Annotated in this window: 19 protein-coding genes and 3 tRNA genes; 11 read left to right on the top strand and 11 right to left on the bottom strand. The window is 62.0% G+C overall.

Features of this window, described 5'->3' with window-relative positions; genetic code table 11:
• Window positions 1-31: 31 nt before the first annotated feature.
• Together leuD and leuC are read right to left on the bottom strand one after the other, a co-directional pair.
• Complete coding sequence (leuD, locus tag ABJ196_RS11050) at window positions 32-616, bottom strand: 3-isopropylmalate dehydratase small subunit (protein WP_347307093.1); 585 nt, start codon at window positions 614-616, stop codon at window positions 32-34.
• A gap of 14 nt (window positions 617-630) precedes the next feature.
• On the bottom strand, window positions 631-2,061 hold the full coding sequence (gene leuC / locus ABJ196_RS11045; RefSeq protein WP_347307091.1) for a 3-isopropylmalate dehydratase large subunit: 1,431 nt from the start codon (window positions 2,059-2,061) through the stop codon (window positions 631-633).
• Window positions 2,062-2,111: 50 nt separating this feature from the next.
• Here leuC and ABJ196_RS11040 point away from each other — a divergent pair, with 50 nt between their 5' ends.
• Window positions 2,112-2,795, top strand: a complete 684-nt coding sequence (locus ABJ196_RS11040) for an IclR family transcriptional regulator (RefSeq protein WP_141629026.1) — start codon at window positions 2,112-2,114, stop codon at window positions 2,793-2,795.
• A gap of 6 nt (window positions 2,796-2,801) precedes the next feature.
• Here the strand turns inward: ABJ196_RS11040 and ABJ196_RS11035 are convergent, their stop codons facing one another.
• Together ABJ196_RS11035 and ABJ196_RS11030 are read right to left on the bottom strand one after the other, a co-directional pair.
• Window positions 2,802-3,374: an HD domain-containing protein gene (locus ABJ196_RS11035; protein WP_347307089.1), complete on the bottom strand. Its 573-nt coding sequence runs from the start codon at window positions 3,372-3,374 to the stop codon at window positions 2,802-2,804.
• Between the two features lie 10 nt (window positions 3,375-3,384).
• Complete coding sequence (locus ABJ196_RS11030; RefSeq protein ID WP_347307087.1) at window positions 3,385-4,209, bottom strand: hypothetical protein; 825 nt, start codon at window positions 4,207-4,209, stop codon at window positions 3,385-3,387.
• Window positions 4,210-4,416: 207 nt separating this feature from the next.
• Here ABJ196_RS11030 and ABJ196_RS11025 point away from each other — a divergent pair, with 207 nt between their 5' ends.
• From ABJ196_RS11025 to ABJ196_RS11015, 3 genes are all read left to right on the top strand, one after another.
• The gene (locus ABJ196_RS11025; RefSeq protein WP_347307085.1) at window positions 4,417-4,710 is read left to right on the top strand and encodes a hypothetical protein; all 294 of its coding nucleotides are present in this window, start codon (window positions 4,417-4,419) and stop codon (window positions 4,708-4,710) included.
• Between the two features lie 579 nt (window positions 4,711-5,289).
• Entirely contained in the window at window positions 5,290-7,773 is a 2,484-nt protein-coding gene (locus ABJ196_RS11020) for a YhgE/Pip domain-containing protein (RefSeq protein ID WP_347307083.1), read from the top strand.
• Complete coding sequence (locus ABJ196_RS11015; RefSeq protein WP_347307081.1) at window positions 7,766-9,895, top strand: YhgE/Pip domain-containing protein; 2,130 nt, start codon at window positions 7,766-7,768, stop codon at window positions 9,893-9,895. Before ABJ196_RS11020 ends, ABJ196_RS11015 begins: the two co-directional genes overlap by 8 nt.
• Here ABJ196_RS11015 and ABJ196_RS11010 read toward each other — a convergent pair.
• The 3 genes from ABJ196_RS11010 to ABJ196_RS11000 all read right to left on the bottom strand — a co-directional run bounded on the left by ABJ196_RS11010 (window position 9,892) and on the right by ABJ196_RS11000 (window position 12,431).
• Complete coding sequence (locus ABJ196_RS11010; RefSeq protein ID WP_347307079.1) at window positions 9,892-10,488, bottom strand: GNAT family N-acetyltransferase; 597 nt, start codon at window positions 10,486-10,488, stop codon at window positions 9,892-9,894. The genes ABJ196_RS11015 and ABJ196_RS11010 overlap by 4 nt on opposite strands.
• Before the next feature lie 82 nt (window positions 10,489-10,570).
• Window positions 10,571-10,643: transfer RNA gene (locus ABJ196_RS11005), tRNA-Glu, on the bottom strand.
• Window positions 10,644-12,140: 1,497 nt separating this feature from the next.
• A complete protein-coding gene (locus ABJ196_RS11000) occupies window positions 12,141-12,431 on the bottom strand; it encodes a hypothetical protein (RefSeq protein WP_347307077.1) in 291 nt (96 codons plus the stop codon).
• A 265-nt stretch (window positions 12,432-12,696) separates the two neighbouring features.
• Between ABJ196_RS11000 and ABJ196_RS10995 the strand changes: the two genes are divergently transcribed.
• The 3 genes from ABJ196_RS10995 to ABJ196_RS10985 all read left to right on the top strand — a co-directional run bounded on the left by ABJ196_RS10995 (window position 12,697) and on the right by ABJ196_RS10985 (window position 16,970).
• Entirely contained in the window at window positions 12,697-14,625 is a 1,929-nt protein-coding gene (locus ABJ196_RS10995) for a beta-glucoside-specific PTS transporter subunit IIABC (protein ID WP_347307075.1), read from the top strand.
• A 68-nt stretch (window positions 14,626-14,693) separates the two neighbouring features.
• On the top strand, window positions 14,694-16,094 hold the full coding sequence (locus ABJ196_RS10990; protein WP_347307073.1) for a family 1 glycosylhydrolase: 1,401 nt from the start codon (window positions 14,694-14,696) through the stop codon (window positions 16,092-16,094).
• Between the two features lie 39 nt (window positions 16,095-16,133).
• Window positions 16,134-16,970, top strand: a complete 837-nt coding sequence (locus ABJ196_RS10985; protein ID WP_347307071.1) for a PRD domain-containing protein — start codon at window positions 16,134-16,136, stop codon at window positions 16,968-16,970.
• A 55-nt stretch (window positions 16,971-17,025) separates the two neighbouring features.
• Here ABJ196_RS10985 and ABJ196_RS10980 read toward each other — a convergent pair.
• A tRNA-Glu gene (locus ABJ196_RS10980) sits at window positions 17,026-17,098 on the bottom strand.
• Between the two features lie 40 nt (window positions 17,099-17,138).
• A tRNA-Gln gene (locus ABJ196_RS10975) sits at window positions 17,139-17,210 on the bottom strand.
• A gap of 208 nt (window positions 17,211-17,418) precedes the next feature.
• On the opposite strand from ABJ196_RS10975, the gene ABJ196_RS10970 reads away from it, so the two are divergent.
• On the top strand, window positions 17,419-17,898 hold the full coding sequence (locus tag ABJ196_RS10970; protein ID WP_347307069.1) for a TetR/AcrR family transcriptional regulator: 480 nt from the start codon (window positions 17,419-17,421) through the stop codon (window positions 17,896-17,898).
• A gap of 51 nt (window positions 17,899-17,949) precedes the next feature.
• On the opposite strand, the gene gltX is transcribed toward ABJ196_RS10970, so the two are convergent.
• Window positions 17,950-19,455: a glutamate--tRNA ligase gene (gene gltX, locus ABJ196_RS10965; RefSeq protein ID WP_347307067.1), complete on the bottom strand. Its 1,506-nt coding sequence runs from the start codon at window positions 19,453-19,455 to the stop codon at window positions 17,950-17,952.
• A 171-nt stretch (window positions 19,456-19,626) separates the two neighbouring features.
• Between gltX and ABJ196_RS10960 the strand changes: the two genes are divergently transcribed.
• A complete protein-coding gene (locus ABJ196_RS10960) occupies window positions 19,627-22,107 on the top strand; it encodes a choice-of-anchor M domain-containing protein (protein ID WP_347307065.1) in 2,481 nt (826 codons plus the stop codon).
• Window positions 22,095-23,021, top strand: a complete 927-nt coding sequence (locus tag ABJ196_RS10955; RefSeq protein ID WP_347307063.1) for a hypothetical protein — start codon at window positions 22,095-22,097, stop codon at window positions 23,019-23,021. The genes ABJ196_RS10960 and ABJ196_RS10955 overlap by 13 nt, the downstream gene beginning before the upstream one ends.
• Before the next feature lie 10 nt (window positions 23,022-23,031).
• On the opposite strand, the gene ABJ196_RS10950 is transcribed toward ABJ196_RS10955, so the two are convergent.
• Window positions 23,032-23,481 (bottom strand): hypothetical protein, encoded by a 450-nt coding sequence (locus tag ABJ196_RS10950; RefSeq protein ID WP_347307061.1) that lies wholly within the window; start codon window positions 23,479-23,481, stop codon window positions 23,032-23,034.
• A 724-nt stretch (window positions 23,482-24,205) separates the two neighbouring features.
• Between ABJ196_RS10950 and ABJ196_RS10945 the strand changes: the two genes are divergently transcribed.
• Entirely contained in the window at window positions 24,206-25,309 is a 1,104-nt protein-coding gene (locus ABJ196_RS10945) for an isochorismate synthase (protein ID WP_347307059.1), read from the top strand.
• The last annotated feature ends 86 nt before the right edge of the window (window positions 25,310-25,395 follow it).

Raw genomic sequence — 25,395 nt, 5'->3', positions numbered from 1 at the left:
GGATCCCAGGGGATCCCTTCCCGCATGCGCCTTAGCAGACGGCTGGCTTGAAGGCCGGGCGCGTGGCCTCGTAATCGGTGATGGCCTGCTCGTCGCGCAGGGTCAATCCGATGTCGTCAAGGCCCTCCATAAGACGCCAGCGGACGTAATCATCCACTTCGAAGGTGTAGACGTTGCCGCCCACGGTGACGGTGCGGGCTTCGAGGTCGACGGTGACCTCGGTGTCGCCGGCCTCCAGCTGCTTCCAGATGAGCTCGATATCTTCCTGGCTCATGATGCCGGTGAGCAAGCCGGCCTTGCCGGAGTTGCCGCGGAAGATGTCCGCGAAGCGCGGCGAGAACACGGCCTTGAAGCCGTAGTCGTTGAGAGCCCAGACGGCGTGCTCACGCGAGGACCCGGTACCAAAGTCTGGGCCAGCGAAGAGCACGGAGCCGTGCTTGAAGGGTTCCTGGTTGAGGATGAAGTTCTCGTCCTTTCGCCAGTTGGCGAAGAGGCCATCGTCGAAGCCGCTGCGCGTGACGCGCTTGAGGTAGACAGCCGGGATGATCTGGTCCGTGTCGACGTTGGAGTAGCGCAGCGGGACACCGGTGCCGGTGTGGGTAACGAACTTTTCCATGATGCTTTCTCCTTTTAGTTGGCGGCGGGCAAATCAGCGGGCGAGGACAGGTGGCCGGTCACGGCAGTCGCGGCAGCAACGAGCGGCGAGACGAGGTGCGTGCGGCCGCCCGGGCCCTGGCGGCCTTCAAAGTTACGGTTCGACGTGGACGCGGAGCGCTCGCCTGGCTTGAGCTGGTCCGGGTTCATGCCCAGGCACATCGAGCAGCCAGCGGTGCGCCACTCGGCGCCGAAGTCGAGGAAGATCTGATCGAGACCTTCCTCCTCCGCCTGCTTCATGACCAGCGCGGAGGACGGGACGACCATCATGCGGGTTCCCGGAGCGATGTGACGGCCCTTGAGCACGCCAGCGGCCGCGCGGAGGTCCTCGATACGGGCGTTGGTGCACGAGCCCAGGAAGACCGTGTCGATCTTGATGTCACGCAGCGGCGTGCCCGGCTCCAGATCCATGTACTTGAGCGCCTTCTCGATGGCGGCCTTGGCGTTGTCGTCGGGTGCGGACGCAGGGTCCGGGACGGCATCGGCAAGCGGGGCACCCTGGCCGGGGTTCGTACCCCAGGTGACGAACGGCGTCAAAGAGGAACCGTCGATGTGGACGACGGTGTCAAACTCCGCGCCCTCGTCCGTGGGCAGGGTTTTCCAGTACTCGACGGCGGCGTCCCAGTCGGCGCCCTGCGGGGCGAACTCGCGGCCCTTGACATAATCGAAGGTCGTCTCGTCTGGAGCGACCATGCCGGCACGGGCGCCAGCCTCGATCGACATATTGCAGATGGTCATGCGGGCTTCCATAGACAGCTTGCGAATGGCCTCGCCGCGGTACTCGATGATGTGCCCCTGGCCACCGCCGGTACCGATCTTCGCGATGATCGCCAGGATGAGGTCCTTGGCGGAAACGCCCTCGGCCAACTCGCCGGAAACCTCGATGGCCATCGTCTTAAACGGCTTGAGCGAGAGTGTTTGCGTAGCCATGACGTGCTCGACCTCGGAGGTGCCGATACCCATGGCGATGGAGCCGAAGGCGCCGTGCGTCGAAGTGTGTGAGTCGCCGCACACGATGGTCATGCCCGGCTGGGTAATGCCCAGCTGCGGCCCCACTGTGTGGACGATGCCCTGCTGCTCGTCACCCATCGAGTGGAGGCGCACGCCGAACTCTTCACAGTTCTTGCGCAGCGTGGAGACCTGCGTCCGGGAGGTCTCATCCTTGATTTCGAGCAAGTTGCCCGTCTTGATCCCAATGGTCGGGACGTTGTGGTCCTCGGTGGCCAGGTGCAGCTCGGGGTGGCGCATCTTTCGACCGGCCATACGCAGGCCGTCGAAGGCCTGAGGGCTGGTGACCTCGTGCAGGAGCTGGAAGTCGATATAGATGAGATCCGGTGCGCCGTTCTCACCCTTCGTCACGATATGATCGCGCCATACCTTCTCTGCCAGCGTCAGCTTTTCCGACATTTCAATCACTCCACTTGAAATCTCATTAATTGGGACGTAAATTTCACTATATGGGAGAGTATAGCGCAGTTTCTGGAATCAAGGTATTGGATCGAGCAGTTGCCATCATGATGGCCGCCACCAATCGCCCCTCATCACTCAGCGACCTGTGTGAAGAGACGGGCCTGCCCCGCGCCACCGCACACCGTTTGGCCACCGCACTGGAGGCGCACCGTATTTTGACGCGCACCGCAGACGGGCGCTGGACCGCCGGCCCCGCCCTGCCCGGCAACCGCGACCACCTCATCGAGGCAGCTACCCCCATCATGGAGCAGCTGCTCGAAACCACCGGTGAATCCATTCAGCTGTATCAGCACACCGGTGATACGCGTACGTGCATTGCGTCCAAGGAACCCTCACACGGCCTCCACAACGTCGTGCCAGCCGGCCGCCAGCTGCCACTTAACTCCGGTTCCGCGGCGCGCATTATCGCGGCGTTTGAAGACATTGAGATTCCCGATGCCCTCTATAGCCAAGCCGACGTCGATAAGGCCCGCGAGCTCGGCTACTCCGAGTCCATCGAGGAACGCGAGGCTGGCCTCGCCTCCATCTCCGCGCCCGTCCTCAACGCGGCGGGCACGCTCATGGCCGTGCTCTCCATCTCCGGCTCGGCCGAGCGCTTCCGCCCCTCCCCTGCGGATAAATACGCCACCTTGCTTTCCGATGCCGCCCAGCGGCTCGGCGCGCTGCTCTAACGGCGTTTAGAGCGCGGCGAGCCGCTCCACCTTCGCGCGATACTCCACAAGCAAGGGCAGCTCCGGTGCGCGCTGCTCGACAATCTCGAGGACCGCGCGGTACCACCACTGCTGGCGCTGCTTACCCGAGTTGAAGCGCGGCCACAGCTCGTCCCCAAGGACCTCATGGTCAGCAAGGATGGAGCTCAAGTTATGTAGCTTGTCGCACGCCGACACGACAACCGACTCGTACGAGGCCTCACGCAGGTGCGCAAGGTACGCATCCGAGCGCTCCTGCCAGTCCCCCAGCGTGCCATCCTTCGTCACGCCCAGCACAATGTCGAGCACCCGCGGGCCGAAATCGGCTTCCATCTGCTCGGCCGTGTATTTCTCTGGGACATCCTCCAGCGTGTCGTGGAGCAAACATGCGATGAGCACGTCTTCCTCCACGTCTGCCGAAAGCCCCTGTTTGCTCGCCAGGTACATGACGCCAAAGAGATGCGAGGTGTACGGAATATCCGTCGCCTTGCGGTAGTGCCCATCGTGGGCACGCGTGGCAACGTTGAGCGCCTGCGTAAGACGCGGAGTGAGAATCTCCATGCAGCCCGCCTTAAATCGTCACGCCAGTAATGCCGAGCGTTGCCATGAGGCCACGGAAGTCCGCCGGGCTGAAACCGCCCATGATGAGCGCGAGGATGGCCTCCGCCGGCTCGAGGTACGCGCGGAAGTAGAGCGCCGGAACGTCGAAGATTGTGTTGGCCCGGCGCACGAGGTCGGGCTTGCGCGGCACGTAGCCCTGCGGCAGCCCGGCGCGCTCCTGCGGCGACGGGAAGTACGCAATGTCTTCGTACGCACGACGCTTGCCGCCCTGGATAAACGTCGCGGTACCCGAGTAGATACCCACCACACCCGGCTGGCCCTTCACGTACGCGCCCGCGCCCGAGTCACCGTGCTGTTTAAAGAGCTCCGTCGACGAGTAAATTCCCGCCGTCTGCATGGGGCGCCGCACGACCGTGCCGCAGTTCTCCGGCGAGTTACGGCCGGTGATGCAAATGCCGTTGCCATCCGCAGGCTTGAATCCGATACCGTCCCCCGAGACCGGGTTGCCGCCAGAGACCGTGCCCGCCGCGAACTGAATATAGGCGATATCCTGGCCGGTCGCACCCTCCTCACGGAAGTAACGCAGCGTACCGATGTGCGAACCATACTCGTTGTAGACAGCCTGGCCGTTGACACCACAGTGGGCGGCCGTCCACGCACGATTGCCTTCGACGTAGCCGATGGTGCACGTCGTCCCGTCGGAGGTTTGAACGATGTGGCCCTGCGTGGCAATAGCGGGCGCCGCAGCGTTCGCGAGCGGCGCGGTCCCTAGCGTGCCGGCGAGAACAGCAGCAGCGGAGACGGACAGGGGCTTGAGGCGACGAGAAATCTTCACCCCTGTGACCCTAGTGCATGGCCTACGCATGTTCTCGCCGTCGCCCCCACCTGGACTGTGACAAACGCCATACTTACGACACTCTCCCGCAATTGAAAACGAAATGAAAATGGGGTTTACTGAAAATGTAATGAAAACACGCAGGCAGGGCGTCCACCCCACCTGCACTTGCACTTCTTCGGTGCACCAAGGATAAGGAGTCACATCATGACACACGCAGTTCACGAAGCCCACACCCACACCCACGGCACTGGCTGCGGCCACGTTGCTTTCCAGCACGGCGACCACACCGACTACGTCCACGAGGGCCACATCCACCGCCTGCACGAAGGCCACTGGGACGAGTGCGAAACCTCCGAGCACGTCGCCGCTGAGGACCATGCTGGCCACGTCCACGGCGAGGGCTGCGGCCACGTCGCCATCCCCCACGGCGACCACGTCGACTACATCCACGATGGTCACCGCCACGCCGCCCACGGCGACCACTACGACGAGCACTAAAACTACGTCGCCGCCTTCGAGGCCCTCACCGGTTCATTCCGGCGAAGGCCTCGTTCCTATTCTTGGTTCCTATTCTTGGACGGCCGTGGATTCCTCTCTGGGCTCAGCGCAGCTGAGACGTCTGCTTCGTACCCATTCGACACACAGTTTGTGCAGCCCTAAGAACCAACTGGCCGCGACGAGGCCTGCAGCCACAACGACAACACCGCACCAGAATTTCGTCCGAAATGTCGGAATAATGTTCGCGCGCCCCTGTGGCATCCTGCAACGCAGCGAGAATCGAGGTATCGATATCCGAACTAGGGACGGTTTCGTACGGTCGTCATGCAGCACACATTGGTCCCCATGCTCGCGCTACGCGCGCGTAATTGAAAAACTCTACTACTCGATTGCCCTCGTTGAGTCGGTAGGGAGTAAAGCAACGCCAGCGCGCGAGAGGCACGGCCACGCCCTGCGAGATACCGCCCCTAATCTGTGCGAATATGAGACTGCCCAGGACTTTACGGGGTCTGCAACACTCGCCGTCATTGTCCATATCCAAGACAGGCCTTAAGCGGAGGAAGTGTTACCATTTACGCCGTGTCAACAATCTGGTCAATCGTCCGCAGAGATCTCGCGCGCGTGTGGCGCACGCCTGCGGTATGGATCATCGCCATCGGCGTCCTTGTCACGCCGGCGCTCTACTCGTGGTTCAACGTGCGCGCCTTTTGGGATCCCTATGAAAATACGGAGCACCTCCCGGTCGCCGTGGTCAACGAGGACCGCGGCGCGGACTCGGAGCTCACGGGCCACCTCGACGTGGGTGGACAGCTCGTGGACAAGCTGCACGCCAACCACAAGCTGGGCTGGCAATTCATGGACGCGGACCAGGCGGCCGAGGCCGTGCGCCGCGGCGACGTCTTCGCTTCTGTCACGGTCCCGGCCGAATTCAGCCAGGACTTCGTGAGCCTCTTCGAGGGCGAGTATCACCAGCCCACGCTACGCTACGAGGTCAACGAGAAGCTCAATGCGGTGGCCCCCAAAATCACGGACACGGGCGCCTCGACGCTCGAGGAGACCATCGGCGAGACGTTTAAAGACTCCGTCGCGCAGGCCGTCACTTCGGAGCTGCGCGACTCAGGTGGCGAGCTAAGCACGAAGCTCACGAATGCGGGAAACAGCGCGGCGGGCAACTTCGGCGAGACTGCGGACTCGCTGGAGAATGCGCATGGCACCCTCGCCGGCGTGCGCGACGAGCTTGCCGCGGCCCAGCCCAAGGTCGCGCAAACTCAGCAGACCCTGCGCGACGTCAGCGCCACGCTTGCCGATGCCCGTTCCTCCCTCACCCGCGTCAACTCCCTTTCCGCAGGCATCCGGGAGACCGCAGACGAGACCGGCCGCAGCCTCACCGACGCGCGGGTCGAAGGCACGAAGGCGCTCGCGGACGGCACGGCCGCTGCGAATGCTACGGTGGGCACGCTTACGGGCGAGCTGCGCGGGGCGCTGGGCGGCCTTGATGCTGCGAGCCGCGCGGCCACGACGCTGCGCGACCAGACCGGCGTACTGCTCGATATCGTGCCCGAGCACTTCACTGGCGATCTGCGGGCGACGCATGACCAAGCGGCGGTGACCGTGGACAGCATCGACCGGCTGCGCGGCGACACGCAACGCGGCCTTGACGAGCTCGACACCGCGACAGGCGCCCTCGACGACGCGGTCGCGCAGGCGAAAGACGCCCAAGTCGGGTTGGATGGCACGGCGCGCATCGACGCGGCGCTCGCCGGAGTTGAGTCCACCACCGCGCGCTTGAGCGCGCGGCTTGACGCACAGGAGGAGCTGGTGGGGCAGGCTGGCGAGTTGATTGGGGGCATCGGAAAGCAGCTGCAGGGCGCGGACCAGGTGCTCGCCTCCTTTGATGCAGACCTGGGCGACATCGAGTCGACCCTGCGTACAGCGCGGACGGATATCCTGGCGCTCACGCAGGATGCGAACAACGATAAAGCGCTCACCACCGTGCGCGGTCTCGATACCGTCGCTGTGTCGAGCTTCCTGGCCGCGCCGGCACAGGTCGATAGCCACTCGGTCTTTCCCGTCGACCACTATGGCTCGGGCATGAGCTCGCTATTTACCAACCTCGCGCTGTGGATTGGCGCGTTCATGCTGCTCATCATCTACCGCTCAGAGGTCGACGGGGCACGCACGGTGCGCCAGGCGTATGCGGCGCGGTACCTCTTCCTCGGCATCATGGCCGTAGCCCAGGCGCTCATCGTCTCCGTGGGCAACCTCGCGTTCGGCGTCGAGACCGTCTCCCCCGCCGCCTACGTGGCGACCGCCGCGCTCATCGCGCTGGCGTACCTGTCCATCATTTTCTTCCTCGTCTCGACGTTCGGGCACATCGGGCGCGTCATCGCCGTCGTGCTCGCCTTCCTCCAGATCCCCGGCGCGTCCGGGCTCTATCCCATCGAAATGACGCCCAGCTTCTTCCGCGAGCTCTACCCCTGGCTGCCGTTAAGCTACGGTATTTCCATGATGCGCGAGACCGTGGGCGGTTTTTACGGCCTGCATTATTGGCGCGACTTCGCAGCGCTCGCTGGCATGGCCCTTGTCGCCTTTATCGCGGGCGTCATCCTGTCTCGCCGCCTTGCCCACGTCAACACGATGGTCAACGAGGAACTCGCCGCGGGCGGCCTCATCACGCACGAGGAAATCCACGCGCAAGGCTCGCGCTACAAGCTGGCGGACCTCCTCGTGGTTCTCCAGGACCGCACGGCGTTTACCGCGAGCTTGGGAGGGCGCTGGCGCGGCGTGCGCGGGCACTACGCGCAGGTCGTCACTATCACCATCGCGGCGGGGTTCCTTCTCATCGTCGCCCTCGGCGTCATCGCGCACTTCGATGCTGGCAACAAGGCGCTTTACTTCGGACTCTCGCTCCTCGTCACGCTCATAGCCCTCGGCGTCATCCTCACGCTCGAATATGTCAAGCAATCCCTAGCCCGCGCCGAAGACCTCGCGCGCCTGCCAGAGGACGAACTGCGCCGCCATCTGCGCGCCGAATCCCTGCCGGAGGGCGATACCCATGCATAACGCATTGACCATCCTGCGCGACGACCTGCGCGCCATCCGCACGAACACCATCACGGCGCTCATCGTCTTTGGCGTGCTCATCATCCCGCTCATCTTCACCACGTTCAACGTGCTCGCCTCGTGGGATCCCTTTGGCAACACGAGCAACCTGCGCATCGCGGTGGCCAGCAACGACAAGGGCCACACCACGGATGTGGGAAAGCTCAACGTCAACTTGGGCGACCAAGTCCTCTCCCAGCTCGCGCGCAACGACTCCGTGGACTGGGTCATCACCGACAGCGCTGACGCCGTGGAGGGCACGAGGTCCGGCGACTATTACGCCTCCATCGTGTTACCCGAGTCCTTCAGCGACGACATGCTCACCTTCTACCTCGACGGCGCCGAGCCCACCCGCCTCGACCTCTATACCAACCAAAAGAAGAACGCGCTGAGCTCCTCGATTACCTCGAAGGTCGCGACCGGCGTGACTACTAATATCGACGAAAGCTTCGCCGAGGTGCTCTCAAGCGTGGGCCTGGGCTTGTTGTCCTCGCTCGATGACTATCTCAACGAAGAGGACACGCAATCGGCGCTCAATACCATCCAGTCGCGCGTGCAGACCACGGGCGGGCGCCTCAACTCGGCCTCCGCCACCGTCCGCTCGCTCACCGGGCTTATCGATGGCGCGATTCCCCTGGCCACGAGCGCGGACTCGCTGCTCGCGCGCGCCAATACGAGTGATTCCACTGCACCCACCACGCAGTCATCCTCCCCCGTCAATCTCGACGCGACGCTGCGCGAGTCTGCCGATGCCCTCTCTTCCGCACTCACCGCTGCTTCCTCCAGCCTCGGCACGGTAAGCGCCCGCCTCGACGACGCGACGGGCACCAACGCGCTCAATCCGGATGAGCTCCACGACCTTGCCACACAGGTCCGATCCCAGGCGAAAGGCCTCGACACCGCGCGCGGCGCGCTTGCCGGCCTGGCCCTGCCCACCACGCAGTTCGATTCCGCCGCCGCCCAGGCTCGCGCGCTGGCCGACTCTTTGGACACGACCGCCACCGCCCTTGAGACCGGTGCACGGGACACCTCGGCCGCGGCACAACGCGCCCGCGACGCCGTGGATCGCGCCTCGCGTGCGGTCGAGGACGCCCGCACGAGCTACACCACGGATCTCAAGCCACAGGTCGCTGAGCTGTCTCAGTCCATCGCGGCCGTCGCCGACGACGTCGCCACGGTGCGTGCCGATCTCGATGCCGCCCGCGCGAATGCCGCGGGTGCCGACTCACTGGCCTCACGCCTGGAATCCTCGCGTGACGAAGTAGGCGCGCTCGCGGACAAACTCGCCGCACAGTCGGCCGAGTTCGACCGCATCAATTCCGCGCTCGATGACGCCCGCCAGACGGGCGACTTGGATAAGCTCGCGCGCGTCGTCGGCGACGATCCGGGGCTTACCGCCTCGCGCCTAGCCTCGCCGCTGGGGCTGGATCGTGAGCCCGTCTTCGCCGTCAAGTCCTTTGGCGCGGCGATGACGCCCTTCTACACCACGCTCGCTTTGTGGGTGGGCGCGCTCATTGCATGTGTGTTCATCTACACCAACGCGGAGCGCATCTACCGCCGCGGCGAGACTACGATGAGCCGCAACGCCATCTTCTTCGGACGCTTTCTCACCTTCGCGCTTATCGCACTTGTCCAGTCCACGCTCGTGACGACGGGTCTTATCTTCTTCGTCGAAATCGCCCCACAGCACCCCATACAACTCATCGTCGTGGGCTGGGTGATCGCACTCGTATTTATGCTGCTTGTCTACGCTCTCGTCGTCACCTTCGACAACGCGGGCAAGGCCATCGCCGTCGTCCTCCTCGTCATCCAAGTCTCCGGCGCCGGCGGCTCGTATCCGCTGCCGCTACTGCCGGAGTTCTTCCAGAAAGTCAGCCCCTGGCTGCCCGCGACGCACGCAATTAGTGCGCTGCGCGCCGCCATTGCTGGCTCCTACGAGGGCGATTTGTGGCGCGAACTCTGTCTGCTGGTCCTCTTCACCATCCCCGCGCTCGTCCTCGGCCTCTGGCTGCGCCGGCTCATGGACGGCTACCACGCCCGCCTCTCCGCGGCGATTGAGAGCACCAAGGTCATGGCGAGCTAGACCACCGGCGGCTTCCACATGGCCAGTTCGTTGGGGCCTGCGTCCTTGCTGGGGATCTCCCCGAGCGGGACAAACCCCAACCGCGTATACAGCCGCGCCGACCCCTGCGTCGTAGCTTCCAGATACACTGCATCGTCTCCTGCGCGCGTCAATCCATGCTCCAGCAGCTGAGAACCAATGCCTTGGCCTTGCGCTCCTGGCTCCACCACGAGCGTATAGAGGTACCAGTGCGGGAATTCCGGATGGTACTTCGCCGCTTGTGCTTCGCCCACCGCGAGCTTGACCAAACCGGTGCCAAAGACGCGCGCCAATTCGCTCGCCAGCCGCACATACGATCCCGCCCCAAACGACATTCCCGGGCGCTCCCAGAGCGCTACCCCGAGCACCTCCCCGTCCTCGTCTTCACAGATATCCGCCACGCCGCGCGGAACATACTGCGTGCGCAGCTGCGCCTGGAACAACGCGTCGAGTGCCTCCCGCGGAGCGTCGAAGTCCCCCACCACCCGCGCGAAAGACGGGTCGTTCGCAAAGGCCGCCGCCAACACGGCAGCGGAGGCAGGAATATCAGACTCAGTGACAGGGCGGATGTTCATAGCACCCGACAATAGTCGAGGGAGCTTCATTCTCGCATCGCATGACAAAAGCCCCCAACCGAAGTTGGAGGCTTCTACTTTGTACCCCGTACGGGATTTGAACCCGTGTTACCGGCGTGAGAGGCCAGCGTCCTAGGCCGCTAGACGAACGGGGCGCGGTCTATGCAACAAGCGGTGCTCGCTGCGGACTTCATAAGAGTAAACGACGCGCCCTCAATCCAACAAATCCGCAGTTCACAGCACAAAAATCGAGTGTTTTATGCAAAGGTGTATCACCAATCTCTCCACGCCGATAGGCTCCAGCTTGTGAAATCTCTCTTCTCCATCTCTATCTCTCCGTGTGCGGCCGCCGCCGCCCTTGCTGGATGCTCGTCCAGCGACTCGGACCCCGTCACCGTCACGGCCGCCTAGATCACCACGGTCAAAGAGTCCCCTACAGCAACGAGCTCGACACCGTCGAAAACTACCAAGCGCACGACAACGCGCCATACGACCACGGATCGCGCGACCGAGCGCGATTACCCGACCCCACAGGAGCGCACGACGTGCCAACAGGAGCCGAGCTACCTGGATCCGACCATCCCCTACCAAGCTGACTACGGTTTCGAGTGGTTCCTGCGTGGACCGTATAACCCCAGGACGAATGTGAGCCGGCCGCGCCCCATTGGCCGGTCGATGCTGGCTCGTGTGCCTTCCAACCGCGAGGATGGGTGCACTGCACCATCCGCCAGGACCCAGAGGTCGTCTCCGAGCGCTAAGCCCAGCGCCAGCGAGAAGAAACGGCACGCACCGAGCAGGAACGCCAGCAAGAGCTCCAGCGACAACAACAGCAGCAAGCACCTGCGCTAGAACAAGCAACGATGGGACCCTACGCATCCGATTGGACGTGCGAAAGGGCGGAGCCAATGGCCGACGCAATCATCTGCCTGTTGCTACGGCGGCAACAGCTGGCACTTCAACGGTACGCGTCAGGCAGCACGGTATCCATCCACGGTCCGGCAACCAAAGGCCTAGAAAAACCAATAAAAATCCCGGACCGTGTGTGCGCTACTTCGTTTAAGCTTCGCGGAGCCGAGGTGCGGATCGAATCAGTGGTTATTCCGCTGCAAACCTGTAGGTAAGTGGGCTAGAAGCTAGATTGTGTGGCGCTGGTCCGGGACGACGTTTCGTCCTCTATGCATTGTGCTTTTAAGCTCCTGTACTTCGTACAATCGTTGTTAAAAAAGAAGTTGTGGATTATGGCTATGCCGCTATTATTGCACTACATCGAGGAGAAATCGTCTAGGTAATAATGCGCTTGACTTTCGTCCATTCGCATCCTTTCTGTCCGCTTTCTGCTTACAACTCGTAGCCTAAACCCCTGCCAGCCCCCTGGGGAAGACCTTCGCAAAACTAATAGCTGGTATTCACCCACAGTCCCCCTTTTGTGCAGGAAACTATCGTGCGAACCCCGCCTGGTATGGGGTAACCCCATACCAGTTCGGGCGAAAGGTCTGCCATTACCCCTAGGTGGTCCAGAATTCCACGCCAGCAGTTCGCCAAAGATTTCGTCAAGGCGGTTCTTTAGGTGCGAGTACTCGTCATCGCTGATGCTCACGAAGATGACGCCGTCTTGGCTAAACAGGTTGCGTGCAACTTCAGGCGCGGATACATCATCTTGCCGTGGAGTGCTTCTGCAAGACCTTGAGGACTTCTAAGTTATCACCCTCAATAAAGATGTTCTCCGTTGTCTCCCAGTCCTTGGAGTTGGCCTTATCGGTACGCAGCGTGGCGGTGGTGGGCAGCTGTGCCGCGCGCATGGCACGCGCCTTCCTGGTCCAGGACAAGCCGAAGCGCGCGGCGGCATCGGAAGCATTCGCGCCAAGGAGCTCGCCGAGCTTCGCGATGTCGATCCTGCCGTCACTGAACGCTTCGGGAACGAGCTCAGCTAGCTGCTGCGCCAACTGGGTACGCAGCTCGGGGCCGCATTCATCGGCTCACGTTCTTCGTTCATCGTCGTCTCCCTGGGATAGTGAAGTACCACACTTTTCTTGACTTTTATGAGCGCTCCGCAGCATCCTAAAGACAGGTTCCCAGTAACGCTGGGACACGGATTGTAACCCGGTTCAGTTCGGGGCAAGACCTGAGCAACACGCTCGCCTTCAAGGGCGCGCGTGGGGCTCAGGTCTTTTTGCATTTTCACTCAGCTCTTCCACCAAGGAGTACACGATGACCACGAAGGCCGACTTCGAGCCGCTGTCCAAGGCAGTGCTCGAAGGACTCGGCGGAGCCGACAATGTCAGCTCCGTGACCCACTGCGCCACGCGTCTGCGCTTCAAGATCAAAGACGCGTCCAAAGTCAACGAATCCAAGATTGAGAACACCGAAAGCGTCATTACCCTCATGAAGGCCGGCGGCCAGCACCAGGTCGTCATCGGCAACGATGTGCCGTTTGCGTACGACGCCGTGGTGTCGCTGCCTGGTATGGCGGCCAAGGGTACCAAGGGCGCAGCGGTCGAAGATACCGATGAAGACAATGGCGAAAAGCCCAACGCATTTAACGCCTTCATCCAGCTCATTTCTTCGCTGTTTACTCCAATCCTGTGGCCCCTCGCCGGCATTGCCCTCGTCAAAGCATTCCTCTCTGCCGGGACAAACCTGGGCTGGTTCGACACCGAATCCACGAATTACATCGTCTTTGCTGCAATCGCAGACGGCCTGTTCTTCTTCCTGCCCATGTTCCTCGCAGTGACCGCCGCACGTCGGTTCAAGATGAACGAGTTTATCGCCATGGCGACCGTTGCTCCGCTCGTCTACCCGAGCATCATCGGGCTCGCTTCGGTTGACACTGACCTCAAGCTTCTCGGCATTCCGCTCACCGCAATGGACTACAGCTCGTCCGTCATTCCGGCTATCGTCACCGTGTGGCTGGCCAGCTACGTACAGCATTACTGCGAGAAGATTCTGCCTTCCGCGGTGCGCAACTTCATGACTCCAGTCCTCGTCTTACTCATCATGGTCCCCATCGTGCTGCTCACGGTTGGCCCACTGACTATGAAGCTGGCCGCGTGGATTTCTGCTGGCGTCACCTGGCTGTTCCAGGTCGCTCCGTGGCTAGCCGGCGGTTTGCTCGGTGCTTTCTGGCAGGTCCTCGTCATCTTCGGTCTGCACTGGGGCTTCGTCCCAATCTTCCTCAATGACATCGCCAACCTGGGCCATTCCGCGATGATGGCACCTCTCCAGGCGGCCGTGATGGCCCAAGCCGCAGCAGTTACCGCTGTCGCACTCCGGTCGCACCTTCCGGCACGCCGCAAGCTCGCTGGCCCTTCCGCAGTCTCCGGCATCTTAGCGGGCGTTACTGAACCGGCCATTTACGGCATCAATCTCCCACTCAAGGTCCCGTTCTACGCTGGCGTCGCAGGCGGTGCTGTCGGCGGCATCATCATCGGCCTGGCCGGTGTGTCCTTCAACTCCTTCACGTTCCCGTCCTTGCTCGCATTCCCTGCGGCACTGGGCGAAGGCAACTTCCTCATGTTCGTCATCGGCACGATTATCGCCATGGTCATCGCATTTGTCGGTACCTGGATCCTGCTCCCCCGCGCTGAGCGCAGTGAAGAAGAAGCCAAGGCTGCGAAGGCCGCAGCCGAACTCGAGGCCGCTGAAGCCGACGACAACACGGCTGCCGCAACAGAGGACGTGTCGTCTGACACAGTGCTCATCCCCGTCAACGGCACGATCATCCCGCTCGACAAGGTCGAAGACAAGGTTTTCGCCTCGGGCGCCATGGGCGAATCCATCGCGGTCGAGCCCTCCAACGGCCAGGTCCTTGCGCCCGTTTCCGGAAAGGTCATCGCCGCACCTAAATCAGGTCACGCCTTCGGCATCAAGTCTGCACGTGGCGTCGAGACACTCGTCCACGTCGGTATCGACACCGTCCAGATGAACGGCGAGGGTTTTACTCCGCACGTCAAGGTGGGCGACCGCGTCCAAGCCGGCCAGCTCATCGTCGACGTCGACCTCGACGCGGTAGCTAAGGCTGGGTACAAGGCCACGACCATTCTCATTCTCACCAATTCGAAGAAGCTCAGCACGGTCGAGCACCTGGCGCAGCCCGGCCTCGTCGTCGCGGGCGAACCTGCCCTCCGCGCGGCAAAGTAGCGCGCACTTACTTAGGCTGGACACCAACGTCCTGCCTTCCAGCAATCAACATAAGGAGAAAACCGTACATGTTCCCGCAGAATTTCCTTTGGGGCGGCGCCACCGCCGCAAACCAAATCGAAGGCGCATACAGCGAGGATGGCAAGGGCCTGAGCATCCAAGACGTCATGCCCGATGGCTTGCAAACTCCGCCCACGAAAAGCCCCACGGATGACAACCTCAAGCTTGAGGCCATCGATTTCTACCATCGCTATGCCGAGGACATCGCACTGTTCGGTGAGATGGGCTTTAAGACCTTCCGCTTCTCCATCGCCTGGAGCCGCATCTTCCCACGCGGCGATGAAGATGAGCCGAACGAGGAGGGCCTGCGCTTCTATGACCGTGTGCTCGACGAGCTCGAGAAGTACGGCATCGAGCCCCTCGTCACGCTGAGCCACTACGAAACACCTCTCGCCATCGCACGCGAGTACGGCGGGTGGTCCAACCGTGAAGTCATCAACTTCTTTGAGAAGTACTGCCGCACGGTGTTCGAGCGTTACAAGGGTCGCGTGCACTACTGGCTCACCTTCAACGAGATTAATTCGGTACTCCACTTCCCATTCTTCGGCGGACTGGAAGGCACGCCAGAGGAGATTGGCCCGCAGAAGCTTTACCAGGCTGTCCACCACGAGCTCGTGGGCTCTGCACGTGTCACTAAGATTGCACATGAGATTGATGCGGCAAACAAGGTGGGCTGCATGATCCTGGCAGTCCCGCGCTACCCGCTAACGCCGAATCCGCAGGATGCCCTCAAGGCGCTGGATAAGAGCCGCGATGACCTTGCCTTTGGTGATATCCACTGCCGTGGGTACTACCCGGGTTACTACCTGCGCAAGCTCAAGAACCTCGGTGTCGAGCTGGATATCACTGAGCAGGATCGTGACGACCTTACCAACACGGTCGACTTCGTCTCCTTCTCCTACTACATGTCCGTGTGCGAAACCGCTGATCCGGCCAAGGACAAGGCAGGTCAAGGAAATATCGTGGGTGGCGTTCCCAACCCGACCCTCGAGGCCTCCGAGTGGGGCTGGCAAATCGACCCGGTCGGCCTGCGCATCATCATGAACGAATACTGGGACCGTTGGCAAAAACCGCTGTTCATCGTCGAAAACGGCTTGGGTGCCAAGGACAAGCTCGTCGATGGCCCCGACGCTCCCACCGTCGAGGATGACTATCGCATCGATTACCTGAACCAGCACCTGGTCCAGGTCGGCGAGGCTGTCGAGGACGGCGTCGAGGTCCTCGGCTACACCACGTGGGGCTGCATCGACTTGGTCTCCGCGTCGACGGCGCAGATGTCCAAGCGCTACGGCTTCATCTACGTCGACCGCAACGATGACGGTTCCGGCACGCTCGATCGCTACAAGAAGAAGTCTTTCGACTGGTACAAAGAGGTCATCGCCACCAACGGCGAGTCCCTCACCAAGTAGTCCCGCCCATTCCCATCCAAAGAGAGGCAATCTGCAGCGATGAAGGTCGTGCGTGTGCTCAATAACAACGTCGTCCTCGCGGTGGACGAGACCGGCGCGGAAGCCATTCTCACTGGGTGGGGAGTGGGCTTCCAAGCGAAGCCCGGCCAGCCGGTCAAGGCTGATAAAGTCACGCGCACGTTCCGACCCGAAAATGAGCGCGACAGCGATAACCTCGCGCAGCAGCTCGCGGCGCTGGACCCCAGGTTCCTCGCCGCGGCCGATGATGCACTCCGTGCCGAATTCGAGGAACGAGGCTCAGCCACCGTCGTAGCGCTCGCTGACCACCTCAGCGTCGCTGCGGTGCGCGTTGCCGCCACAGCCGCCCAGCCGCACCCGCTCACCGCCGAGGTCAAGCACCTCTACCCCGCTGAGTACGCAGCCGGCGAGCGGATTCTCACCCGCGTCAACAAGCAGCTCGAGCTCGACCTGCCGCAGGTCGAAGCCGTCGCCATCGCCATGCACCTCGTCAACGCTAGTTTCCACACAGACGGCCTTGCGGAAACCTACCGCATGACGGGCGTGTTCGGGCAGCTCTTCGACATCATCGATACAAGCTTTGACATCGAACTCGACCGTCAGTCCATTTCCGCCGCGCGTTTTATCACGCACATGCGCTACTTCTTCGTGCGGGTGAACGAAGGTCGGCAGCTCAACGAGGGCATGAGCGTTCTCAAAGACAGCCTGCAGCTGTCCCATCCGCAGGCGGTAACCTGCGCCAGCCGCCTCGCCTCCGTCCTCGAGCTGCGCCTTGGCGCGCCGCTCACTGACGACGAGGTGAGCTACCTTGCGCTGCACGTCGCGCGTCTCGTCGGCGAGCACCACGCCGCGCAGTAGGCAGACCACGCACGACGAAAGCCTCCAACCGAAGTTGGAGGCTTTTGCTATTTTGTACCCCGTACGGGATTTGAACCCGTGTTACCGGCGTGAGAGGCCAGCGTCCTAGGCCGCTAGACGAACGGGGCATAGAACTAGTGTTACTGCTTGTTCCAGCAGTGAACACTGCTGGCCTACCAGGACTCGAACCTAGAATGACGGTACCAGAAACCGTTGTGTTGCCAATTACACCATAGGCCATTGTCATCAAGTGCTTGTCTCTTTCACCTTGTCGGTGTAAGTGACTCGCTCTGTGCGACGAGATATAACTATAGGCAGGAACGGCACGTGTGACAAATCGGCAGGTCAGGCCAAGTTCTCAAGGTGACATCGTGTGGCTAATTGTGTTAGCTTCATCGTTACGCGGGCACGCGTAGAATCTATCGCCCGCCGGGAGAAAGATACGCTCATGAGCCGCACGGACGAGATCGTCACCGCCGCCCGCCTGCTCCTACAGGACTACGGGTGGCCAGAGATTTCTATTCGCGACATCGCCAATGAAATCGGTATCAAGGCGCCGAGTCTCTACAAGCACGTCTCCGGCATGGAGGAAATCGCGGCCCTCGTCGCCACAGAGGCACTGAGCGAATACGGCCAGCATTTGCGCGAGGGATGGGAAGAAAACGGCGCCACAGGGGTCCTCGCCGCCCACCGCGACTATTTCCGTGAGAACCCCTATCTCTACGAGCTCATGACGAGCCGACTCTTCCCACGCGAATACTTGCCCGGGGACTTGCCGGGCTGGGCGCGCGAGCCCTTCCACTGGATGGCCGACAACGATACACAGTTGGGGCTGAGCTACACCGCCATGGCGCATGGCCTGGCACTGCTCGAGCTGCGCGACGGACGTATCCCCGACCCCCAGTGGGAATACGTCGTCGCCAATTAAAACACGCGAAACCCCCGCCAACCGGAAGGTTGCGGGGGCATCGGCAAGCTCTTAGGCCTCGGGCGCCTGGTACGGCGTCACGGCCAAGGCAGCCTTGAGACGCGCGATGGTCGACTCCTTGCCCAAGAGTTCCATGGACTCGAAGAGCGGCGGGGAGACCTGCTGGCCAGACATGCCAACACGCAGGGCGCCGTAGGCCTTGCGCGGCTTAAGTTCCAAGTCCTCGATGAGAGCCTTGGACAGCGCAGCCTCGATGTTGGCGGTGGTCCAGTCCTCGATGCCCTCGAGGGCGGCGATGCCCACCTCGAGCGGCTGGACGGCGTCCTCCTTGAGGATCTTCTTCGCAGACTTCGGGTCTAGCTCGAGCTTGTCATCCGGGATGATGAGGAACTTGAGCAGGTCGTAGGCGTCCGAGAGCACCTTGATGCGCGTCTGGACGAGATCCGCGGCGATGGTGAACTTCGCGTCGTCATAGTCGGCCGGGAAGTCGGTGTACTCGGTGAAGTACGCGCGCAGGCGGTCCTTGAAGACCTCCGGAGCGAGCAGGCGAATGTGGTCCGCGTTGATGGCCTCGAGCTTCTTCTGGTCGAAGCGGGCCGGGTTGCCGAGAACGTCCTTGACGTCGAAGTTGGCGATGAGCTCCTCGACGGAGAAGATGTCCTGCTCCGCAGACAGGGACCAGCCCAAAAGGGACAGGTAGTTGAGCATGCCCTCGGGGATGATGCCGTTGTCGCGGTGGTTGAACAGGTTGGACTGCGGGTCACGCTTGGACAGCTTCTTGTTGCCCTCACCCATAACGAACGGCAGGTGACCGAACTGCGGAGTCTGCTTGGCAATGCCAAGTTCGACCAGCGCCTCATACAGGGCCAGCTGACGCGGGGTCGAGGACAGCAGGTCCTCACCACGGAGGACGTGCGTGATGTTCATCAATGCGTCATCGACCGGGTTGACCAGCGTGTACAGCGGCGCGCCGTTGGAGCGGGCTACCACATAGTCGGGTTGAGTCTCAGACTTAAAGGTCATCTCGCCGCGGACGAGATCGTTCCAGGTCCAGTCCTTGTCCGGCATGCGCAGGCGCCACACGGGCTTGCGACCTTCGGCCTTGAAAGCCTCGATCTGCCCCTCGGTGAGGTTGCGGTCGTAGTTATCGTAGCCCAGCTTCGGATCGCGGCCAGCCGCCTTGTGGCGCTCCTCGACCTCTTCCGCGGTGGAGTACGCCGGGTAAACATAGCCGCCATCAATGAGCTTCTGCAGGACGTCCGCGTAGATGTCCATGCGCTGAGACTGGCGGTACGGGCCGTCGGGACCGCCGACGTTGACGCCTTCGTCCCAGCCCAAGCCAAGCCACTCGAGCGAGTCGATGATGGCCTGGTAGGACTCTTCCGAGTCACGGGCGGCGTCAGTATCTTCGATACGGAAGATGAGCTTGCCGCCGGTGTGGCGGGCATAAGCCCAGTTGAACAGGGCGGTGCGGACCATGCCCACGTGGGGCGTGCCGGTCGGGGACGGGCAGAATCGAACCCGAATGTCACTAGCGTTCTCAGTCATGCCCACCATGGTAGACCAGCGCGGACGAACACTCAGAACGAGGCGGGGGTAAGTGTAATGGAAACAACTATCAATAAATGCTGGCCACAAAAATTTCACGGGGGTAGCCACTAACGGTAATGAAAGTCATCACCTATAGTGTGCTCCGTTCCAAAATAACTGAAGGAAGAAAGGACCCTCGTGCCTCGCATTCACTCTCGCTCTCTCGCTCTGCTCACCGCAGTAGCTCTGGTCTCCCCCGCCGTCGCGCACGCCGGCCCGGACGACGGCCGCACCGTCGCCACCGCCGCGCACGTCGACTCGCCGAAGACCTTTTGGGAAAACGACACGTTCGTCCTCAAATCCGAGTTCTCAGGCACAACGTCCCCCCTGGACGGTACTGTTGCGTGGGTTGGAAAAGGTTACGGGAGCGACGGCCGGAATCAATACCAGTTCACGCTGCTCGACAATGGCCTCTTCGACTTTTTTGGCTCACCAGGCGAGACTTACTACACCGCTCCGGCTGTTACCTGGGGATCCCATCAGCCAATTTGGATGGGATTTGGGGCCGACGCTGGACTTCCCACGGAAGCTTTCCGCGATCACACCGCGTCACTCGACCTCCTCTCTGTAAATGGTCCCGGCAACGTCGAACTGTTTACCTATTTTGATTCCGAATCTGGCCTACGCCGTATGCTCGGCACTTCTAAGGACTCCCCGAAGTCCTTTCCGCTCTCCGCAGGAAATCACACCCACAACTACACGGCATTTTCTAAGCCAGGCCGTTATGAGTTGACGTACCGCACCACCGCGCGCGGCAAGGACGGAAAGCTCATCGCCTCGCAACCGACCGTCGCCGTAGTGCAAGTAGGCGGCCAGTCCCCCAAGGCAGAAAAGACTCAGAGCACGCGCGAGCGCTTCGACGCAGCTAAGGCCGGCACCCCCACCGAGCTTGCCGATGCCTCCTACTCTTTGCACATCGCTCCCAAGGCGGAGCGGTCCCAGGAAGGTGATGAGCACCTGTCGACAATCAGGTTCGAAGCCGGTAACAAGGCTAATGGCACGCTCACGCTTTTTATCGACGGCTACTTCCTCACAGATCTGGACGTCAAGGACGGTACTGCGCAGTGGGACGAATTCTTGGGCCCCAAGGACTCCCAGATTCAGGCTGTATTTACCCCGGACGATGGCCCGCGCTGGGTCTCGACACCGCTGCAGTACACCCATGGCACTGAGTCCACTGTTACCTCGAAAGATTCAGCAGAGACGTGGACCGACCACACCGGTGACGCGTCAACGGTGCGCCAGCTACAAGACACGGAAGAGCCGACCGTCACGAATTCGAAGTTCACCGCTCACATTGAGCCGTACGGCGAATCCTCCTCCAAGCTCGTCGTTGAGACCGAAGATAAGAACTTCAACGGATTCATCAGCGGCGGTTTCTACGATGGTGGTGACGCCACATTCGCGGGGCTCGACTTCGAAGGCTATATCCACAATGGTCACGGCGAGATCCTGATCGGTGACGAGAACCTCTACAACGGCCAGGAAGCCCGCGTTGTCGTCATCCCCCACCCGACCGTCAAGGCTCAGTCCGGCACGGTCGTCCTCGCGAAGAGCTACCAGCGGGGCGAAACCTTCGACGCGAAGGGGACTTTGGGCAGTGCTCCCGAATCCGAGTCCACTGCGTCTTCAGCAGCCCCAACACCGAAGACTAAGCCACATCAGCAGCCTTCCGAACCGGCTGTGCCCGAAAAGAAGTGCTCGAGCAAGCACTTCCTCGACCACGGCCACGTGGACATCAAGGCGATGCGCGAGGGCGACAAGCTCACCACGGTGTTGAAGGACGAAACGTCCATCGTGGACAAGGGCGTCGTCGATCGTCCGCTCGATGACGTCGTGCTCGCTGTCCACGACAACGCTCTCGTCAAGCGCAACAAGCGCATGGGCGATAAGAAGCTCGACTTCATGGGCAAGGTTGGCGAGAAGTTCTATATGCTTCCGGAAACCCAAAACCACGACATCATCTGGCCGGGCTACAACACGCAGTCCCTCGACTATGGGCAGACCAACGGAACCGTCAACCTGAACTTCGAACCGAAGTCCGTCCCGGAGGGTGCGACGTGGGAGCTGTTCATCAGTCGCAATCTTGGCCAAGAGCAGGAAGTGCTCATGGATTCGACCAAGGGTGACCACACGATCGAGACCACTTTCGCTGCTCACACCCATACGAGCTGGGCGTTCTCCCACCCGGGCGTCTACACCTTCGATGTCACTTACGACACCACCACCAAGGACGGCAAGAAGATCACCCCGGCTCCGCAGACACTCACCCTCGCCGTTGGCGACCAGGCGATCAAGGACTGCAAGGCGGATCTCGACAACTCCCACCCCTCGGACGAGGTCAAGCCGACAACCGCGAAGCCTGCACCGAAGCTAGCCCCGAAGGAGAACGGCCCCAGCAACTCGAAGCCCAGGGGCTGGGTCATTCCGGTCGTCCTCGCCGGTGTCTTCGGCGCGCTCGGCTCCTTCGTGGGCATCTATCTCGCGTGGGCCATTGACCTTCCTGCCGGCGCCACCATCGTTCTCGTGCTCACCGCCTGCTTCCTTCTCGTCTGGGCGCTGAGCCCTCTGCTTCCCGCTTTCCGTACTGCAAAGGAGACTTCGTCATGCGCCGCCTAGCGCTCGTCACCGCCGCCGTTTTGTCCACCAGCGCACTCGTCCCCTTCGCCGCTACCGCACCCCGCTACGGCGACGAAGCCACGCTCACCATTTCCAATTCCAACTCGCTGCGCACCACCGACGGCGCCGACAAGACGCTCCACGTCACCAACGACTCCTCCGATGCCGTCACTCTCACGCTCGATGACTCCAAGGGCACCGGAACCGCCCGCTTCGACGAGACCACAGTCCCTCCGAATTCCGAGGAGGACATCGACATCGATTTCTCCGCGGACGGCGATTACACGCTCACGCTCCGCGTAGCGACTGCGGACGCGGAGGAATCCACCAACCCGCGCAACCTCGCCAAGGACATCAAGGGCATCGACAAAGAAATAGGCAAGCTCGATCGCGAGCTCGACAAAGCCTACAAAGAGGCCGAGTCCTTCCTCAAAGTGTCCTCAGCCCCCAGCACTCACCCCTCCACACCAACTGAAACGACTTCTTCCCGCGCTACACCGCCCCACGTCGCTCCGAATGCTGAGCCGACCGAACGCGCCAACTCCGTACCGGCTATACCAGCCCCCGCACCCGTAAAGTCAAGCCCACAGGCCGGAAATAGTGGCGGTGCGTCGAAGCTCCAGGCTCCTACGCCTGCGGCTGCCAAGCCCCAGAAAGCCACAGCCCCAGCTCCGCGCAAGGAAGCCGAGACTCCAGCGGAACCCGCCGAGAGCAACCCCATTCGCCCCGCCCAGATCGCTCCAACAAGCGCTTCGAGCGACACCACCAACTTCTGGGCAGGCGTGCTCGCAGGCTTTGGCGGCGCTTTCCTCATCTTCGGAGTCGGCCTGCTCCTCTTTGTCGCACGCCGTCCGAAGCAGCCAGAAAAGGAAGAAACGCCCGCGAACACAACAGTGATTCCACGGGTGGACTAGGCAGTAAGAGCTACGCCGTCGGCGCAGGAGCCTCAGCAGGCGCCGGAACGGCGGCATCGGCAGGCGGCGCGACGTACTTGTACTTATCGGAGAGGAAGTTCCAGACCTCGTTGGCGGCATCGGGAGCCCAGAACCAGGTGTGGTCCGCAGGGACCTTGAGGAGCTTGACCGGCTGCTGGCAGCCGTTAAAGTTGAGGCGCTCGGAACCGCTGGCGGCAGGCTCCGACATAAAGGTCATGTCGCAGCGGTTGCGGTTGAGATAGCCACCGAGGACCGTGCGAACGGGCAGGTAACCGGCCTCGTGGCGGATCCCGCCGTCGTAGGTCATCATCTTGTCCGCGGTGCCGTGCATAATGAGGGTGTCCATGGGGGCATCGACGCAGTTCATCTCAACCGGGTTGTAGAAGGCGCCGGAAACCATCGCAACGGAGGTAAAGCCGCCGCCGTTGGACATGCCCATGGCGTAGACGCGGGACCTATCGACGCGGTAGTCGAGGTCGATATCGTCGAGGATGCGCTTGATGAAGCGGATCTCCTCGCCGTCGCGAGTCTTGGCGTAAGGCGCGGCCTCCCAGGCGCGCTCGTAGCCTTCGGGATAGACGATGATGGCTTCACCGTGGGCACCCGTGCTCCAATGCGGGCGTAACTGGAGAAATCCTCCGGACTGTCTTCCCAGCCGCCGAAACCAAAGAAGACGGGCGCGGCGACATCGGGATTGTAATTGTCGGGGATGCGCAGCAGGTAGCGGCGGGGCTTACCCTCGTGTTCGACGTCGACGGAGACAGTCTGGCCGTTGGCGACGGGCTGGACAGGATTAACCGTGGGGTCTTCCTGGACGGGCGCGGGCGGAAGCACGGGAGCGGGGTCCGGCGGAGTCGCTTCCTGCACTCCTTCGGGAACCAGTTGCTCACCGGCGGGCCCGCTATCGGCTGGGGTTTCAATGGGCGCGGGGGCGGTAGGAACCTCGGCAGGCCGCTCCTGTACGGGAGCCGGAGCGGGGGCTTCCTGCGCGTAAGCGGGCACAACGCCGATAGACACAGCGGCGGTCGCTGCAAGCGCAACGAGGTGACGTTTGACGAGATTCACATTAAACACTTTCGTCACTTTAGTTTCAGTTCTTTCTCGTTTATCAGCTGACATGCTCGATTCTTTAAGAATTCCCCCACGAAGTAAGCTGTAAGTCTATGTTTTCTTCACGCCCTTCTACCGCGCCAGACTTCCTACTTTCTCGCGTGACTGGCTCCGTGCGCACCCAGGGTGCCCAGCAGACCTTTGACGATCTCGATGCCGCCGTCGCAGCACTCAGGTCCGGAGACGTCGAGATGATCGTGGGCGCACTCCCCTTTGAGCGCGGCGCACGGGCTGCCTTGACGGTGCCGGAGAACATCATCCGCGAGGACGGCCCGCTGGAACCGCACGCGTATTACCGCAACGGAACGCTCAATGCGCGCGTCACCGGATTCGACCCAGAACCGGAAGAACATCTGCGTCGCGTCGAGGCTGCCATCGCCACGATTCAGGAGTCCAAGCTTGACAAAGTGGTTCTCGCGCGCGCCGTCGACATTGAATTCGACGAGCCCACCGACCCCCGACTGGTCGCCGCGCGACTCATTGACATGTCGTACCACCGCGACGGCTTCATCGCTGACCTCACCCCGGCAGGCCGCGAAGGCGCCATGCTCGTCGGCTCCTCGCCCGAGGTCCTCATCAAGCGCCAGGGTTCGACGGTAAGCGCCGTCCCACTGGCCGGTTCGGCGGCGCGCCAGAAGGACAAGGCACGCGACATTGTGGCCGGGCAGGACTTGGCCCGCTCCCCCAAGGATCTCCAGGAGCACGCCTTTGTGGTCGACCACCTGCGCCGAACCCTTTCACCACTGTGCGAAACTTTGGACGCGCCACACACCCCGCAACTCATGAAGACCAATGAGATGTGGCACCTGGGCACACCGATTGCAGGAAAGCTCAAGGACCCTCACTTGACCGCGCTCGAGCTCGCCGCTCTCGTCCACCCCACCCCCGCCATTTGCGGTACGCCTACCGATGCCGCCGAATCCGTCATCCAGACAGCCGAATCCGACCGCGGTTTCTACGCCGGTACCGTCGGCTGGTGCGATAACTCGGGCGATGGCGAGTACATGGTCGCCATCCGCTGCGCGGAGGTCTCGGGCGACGGGCTTTCGGCACGCGCCTGGGCCGGCGGCGGAATCGTCGCCGACTCGGACGCCCAAGCCGAGCTCGAAGAAACGTCCGCGAAGTTGCGCACGATTTTGCGAGCACTCGGACTCTAAGGCCTACCCGCCCACCCCTTGGGTGGGCTTTTATTTTGCCTATTTGAGTATTCGAAACTATTGACGAACACATTTGGGGGTGGGTA

This window comes from Corynebacterium sp. SA-MJD20WY100, assembly GCF_039822565.1.
GTDB lineage: Bacteria > Actinomycetota > Actinomycetes > Mycobacteriales > Mycobacteriaceae > Corynebacterium > Corynebacterium phoceense_A.
This window is presented reverse-complemented; position numbering and strand designations above follow the sequence as displayed.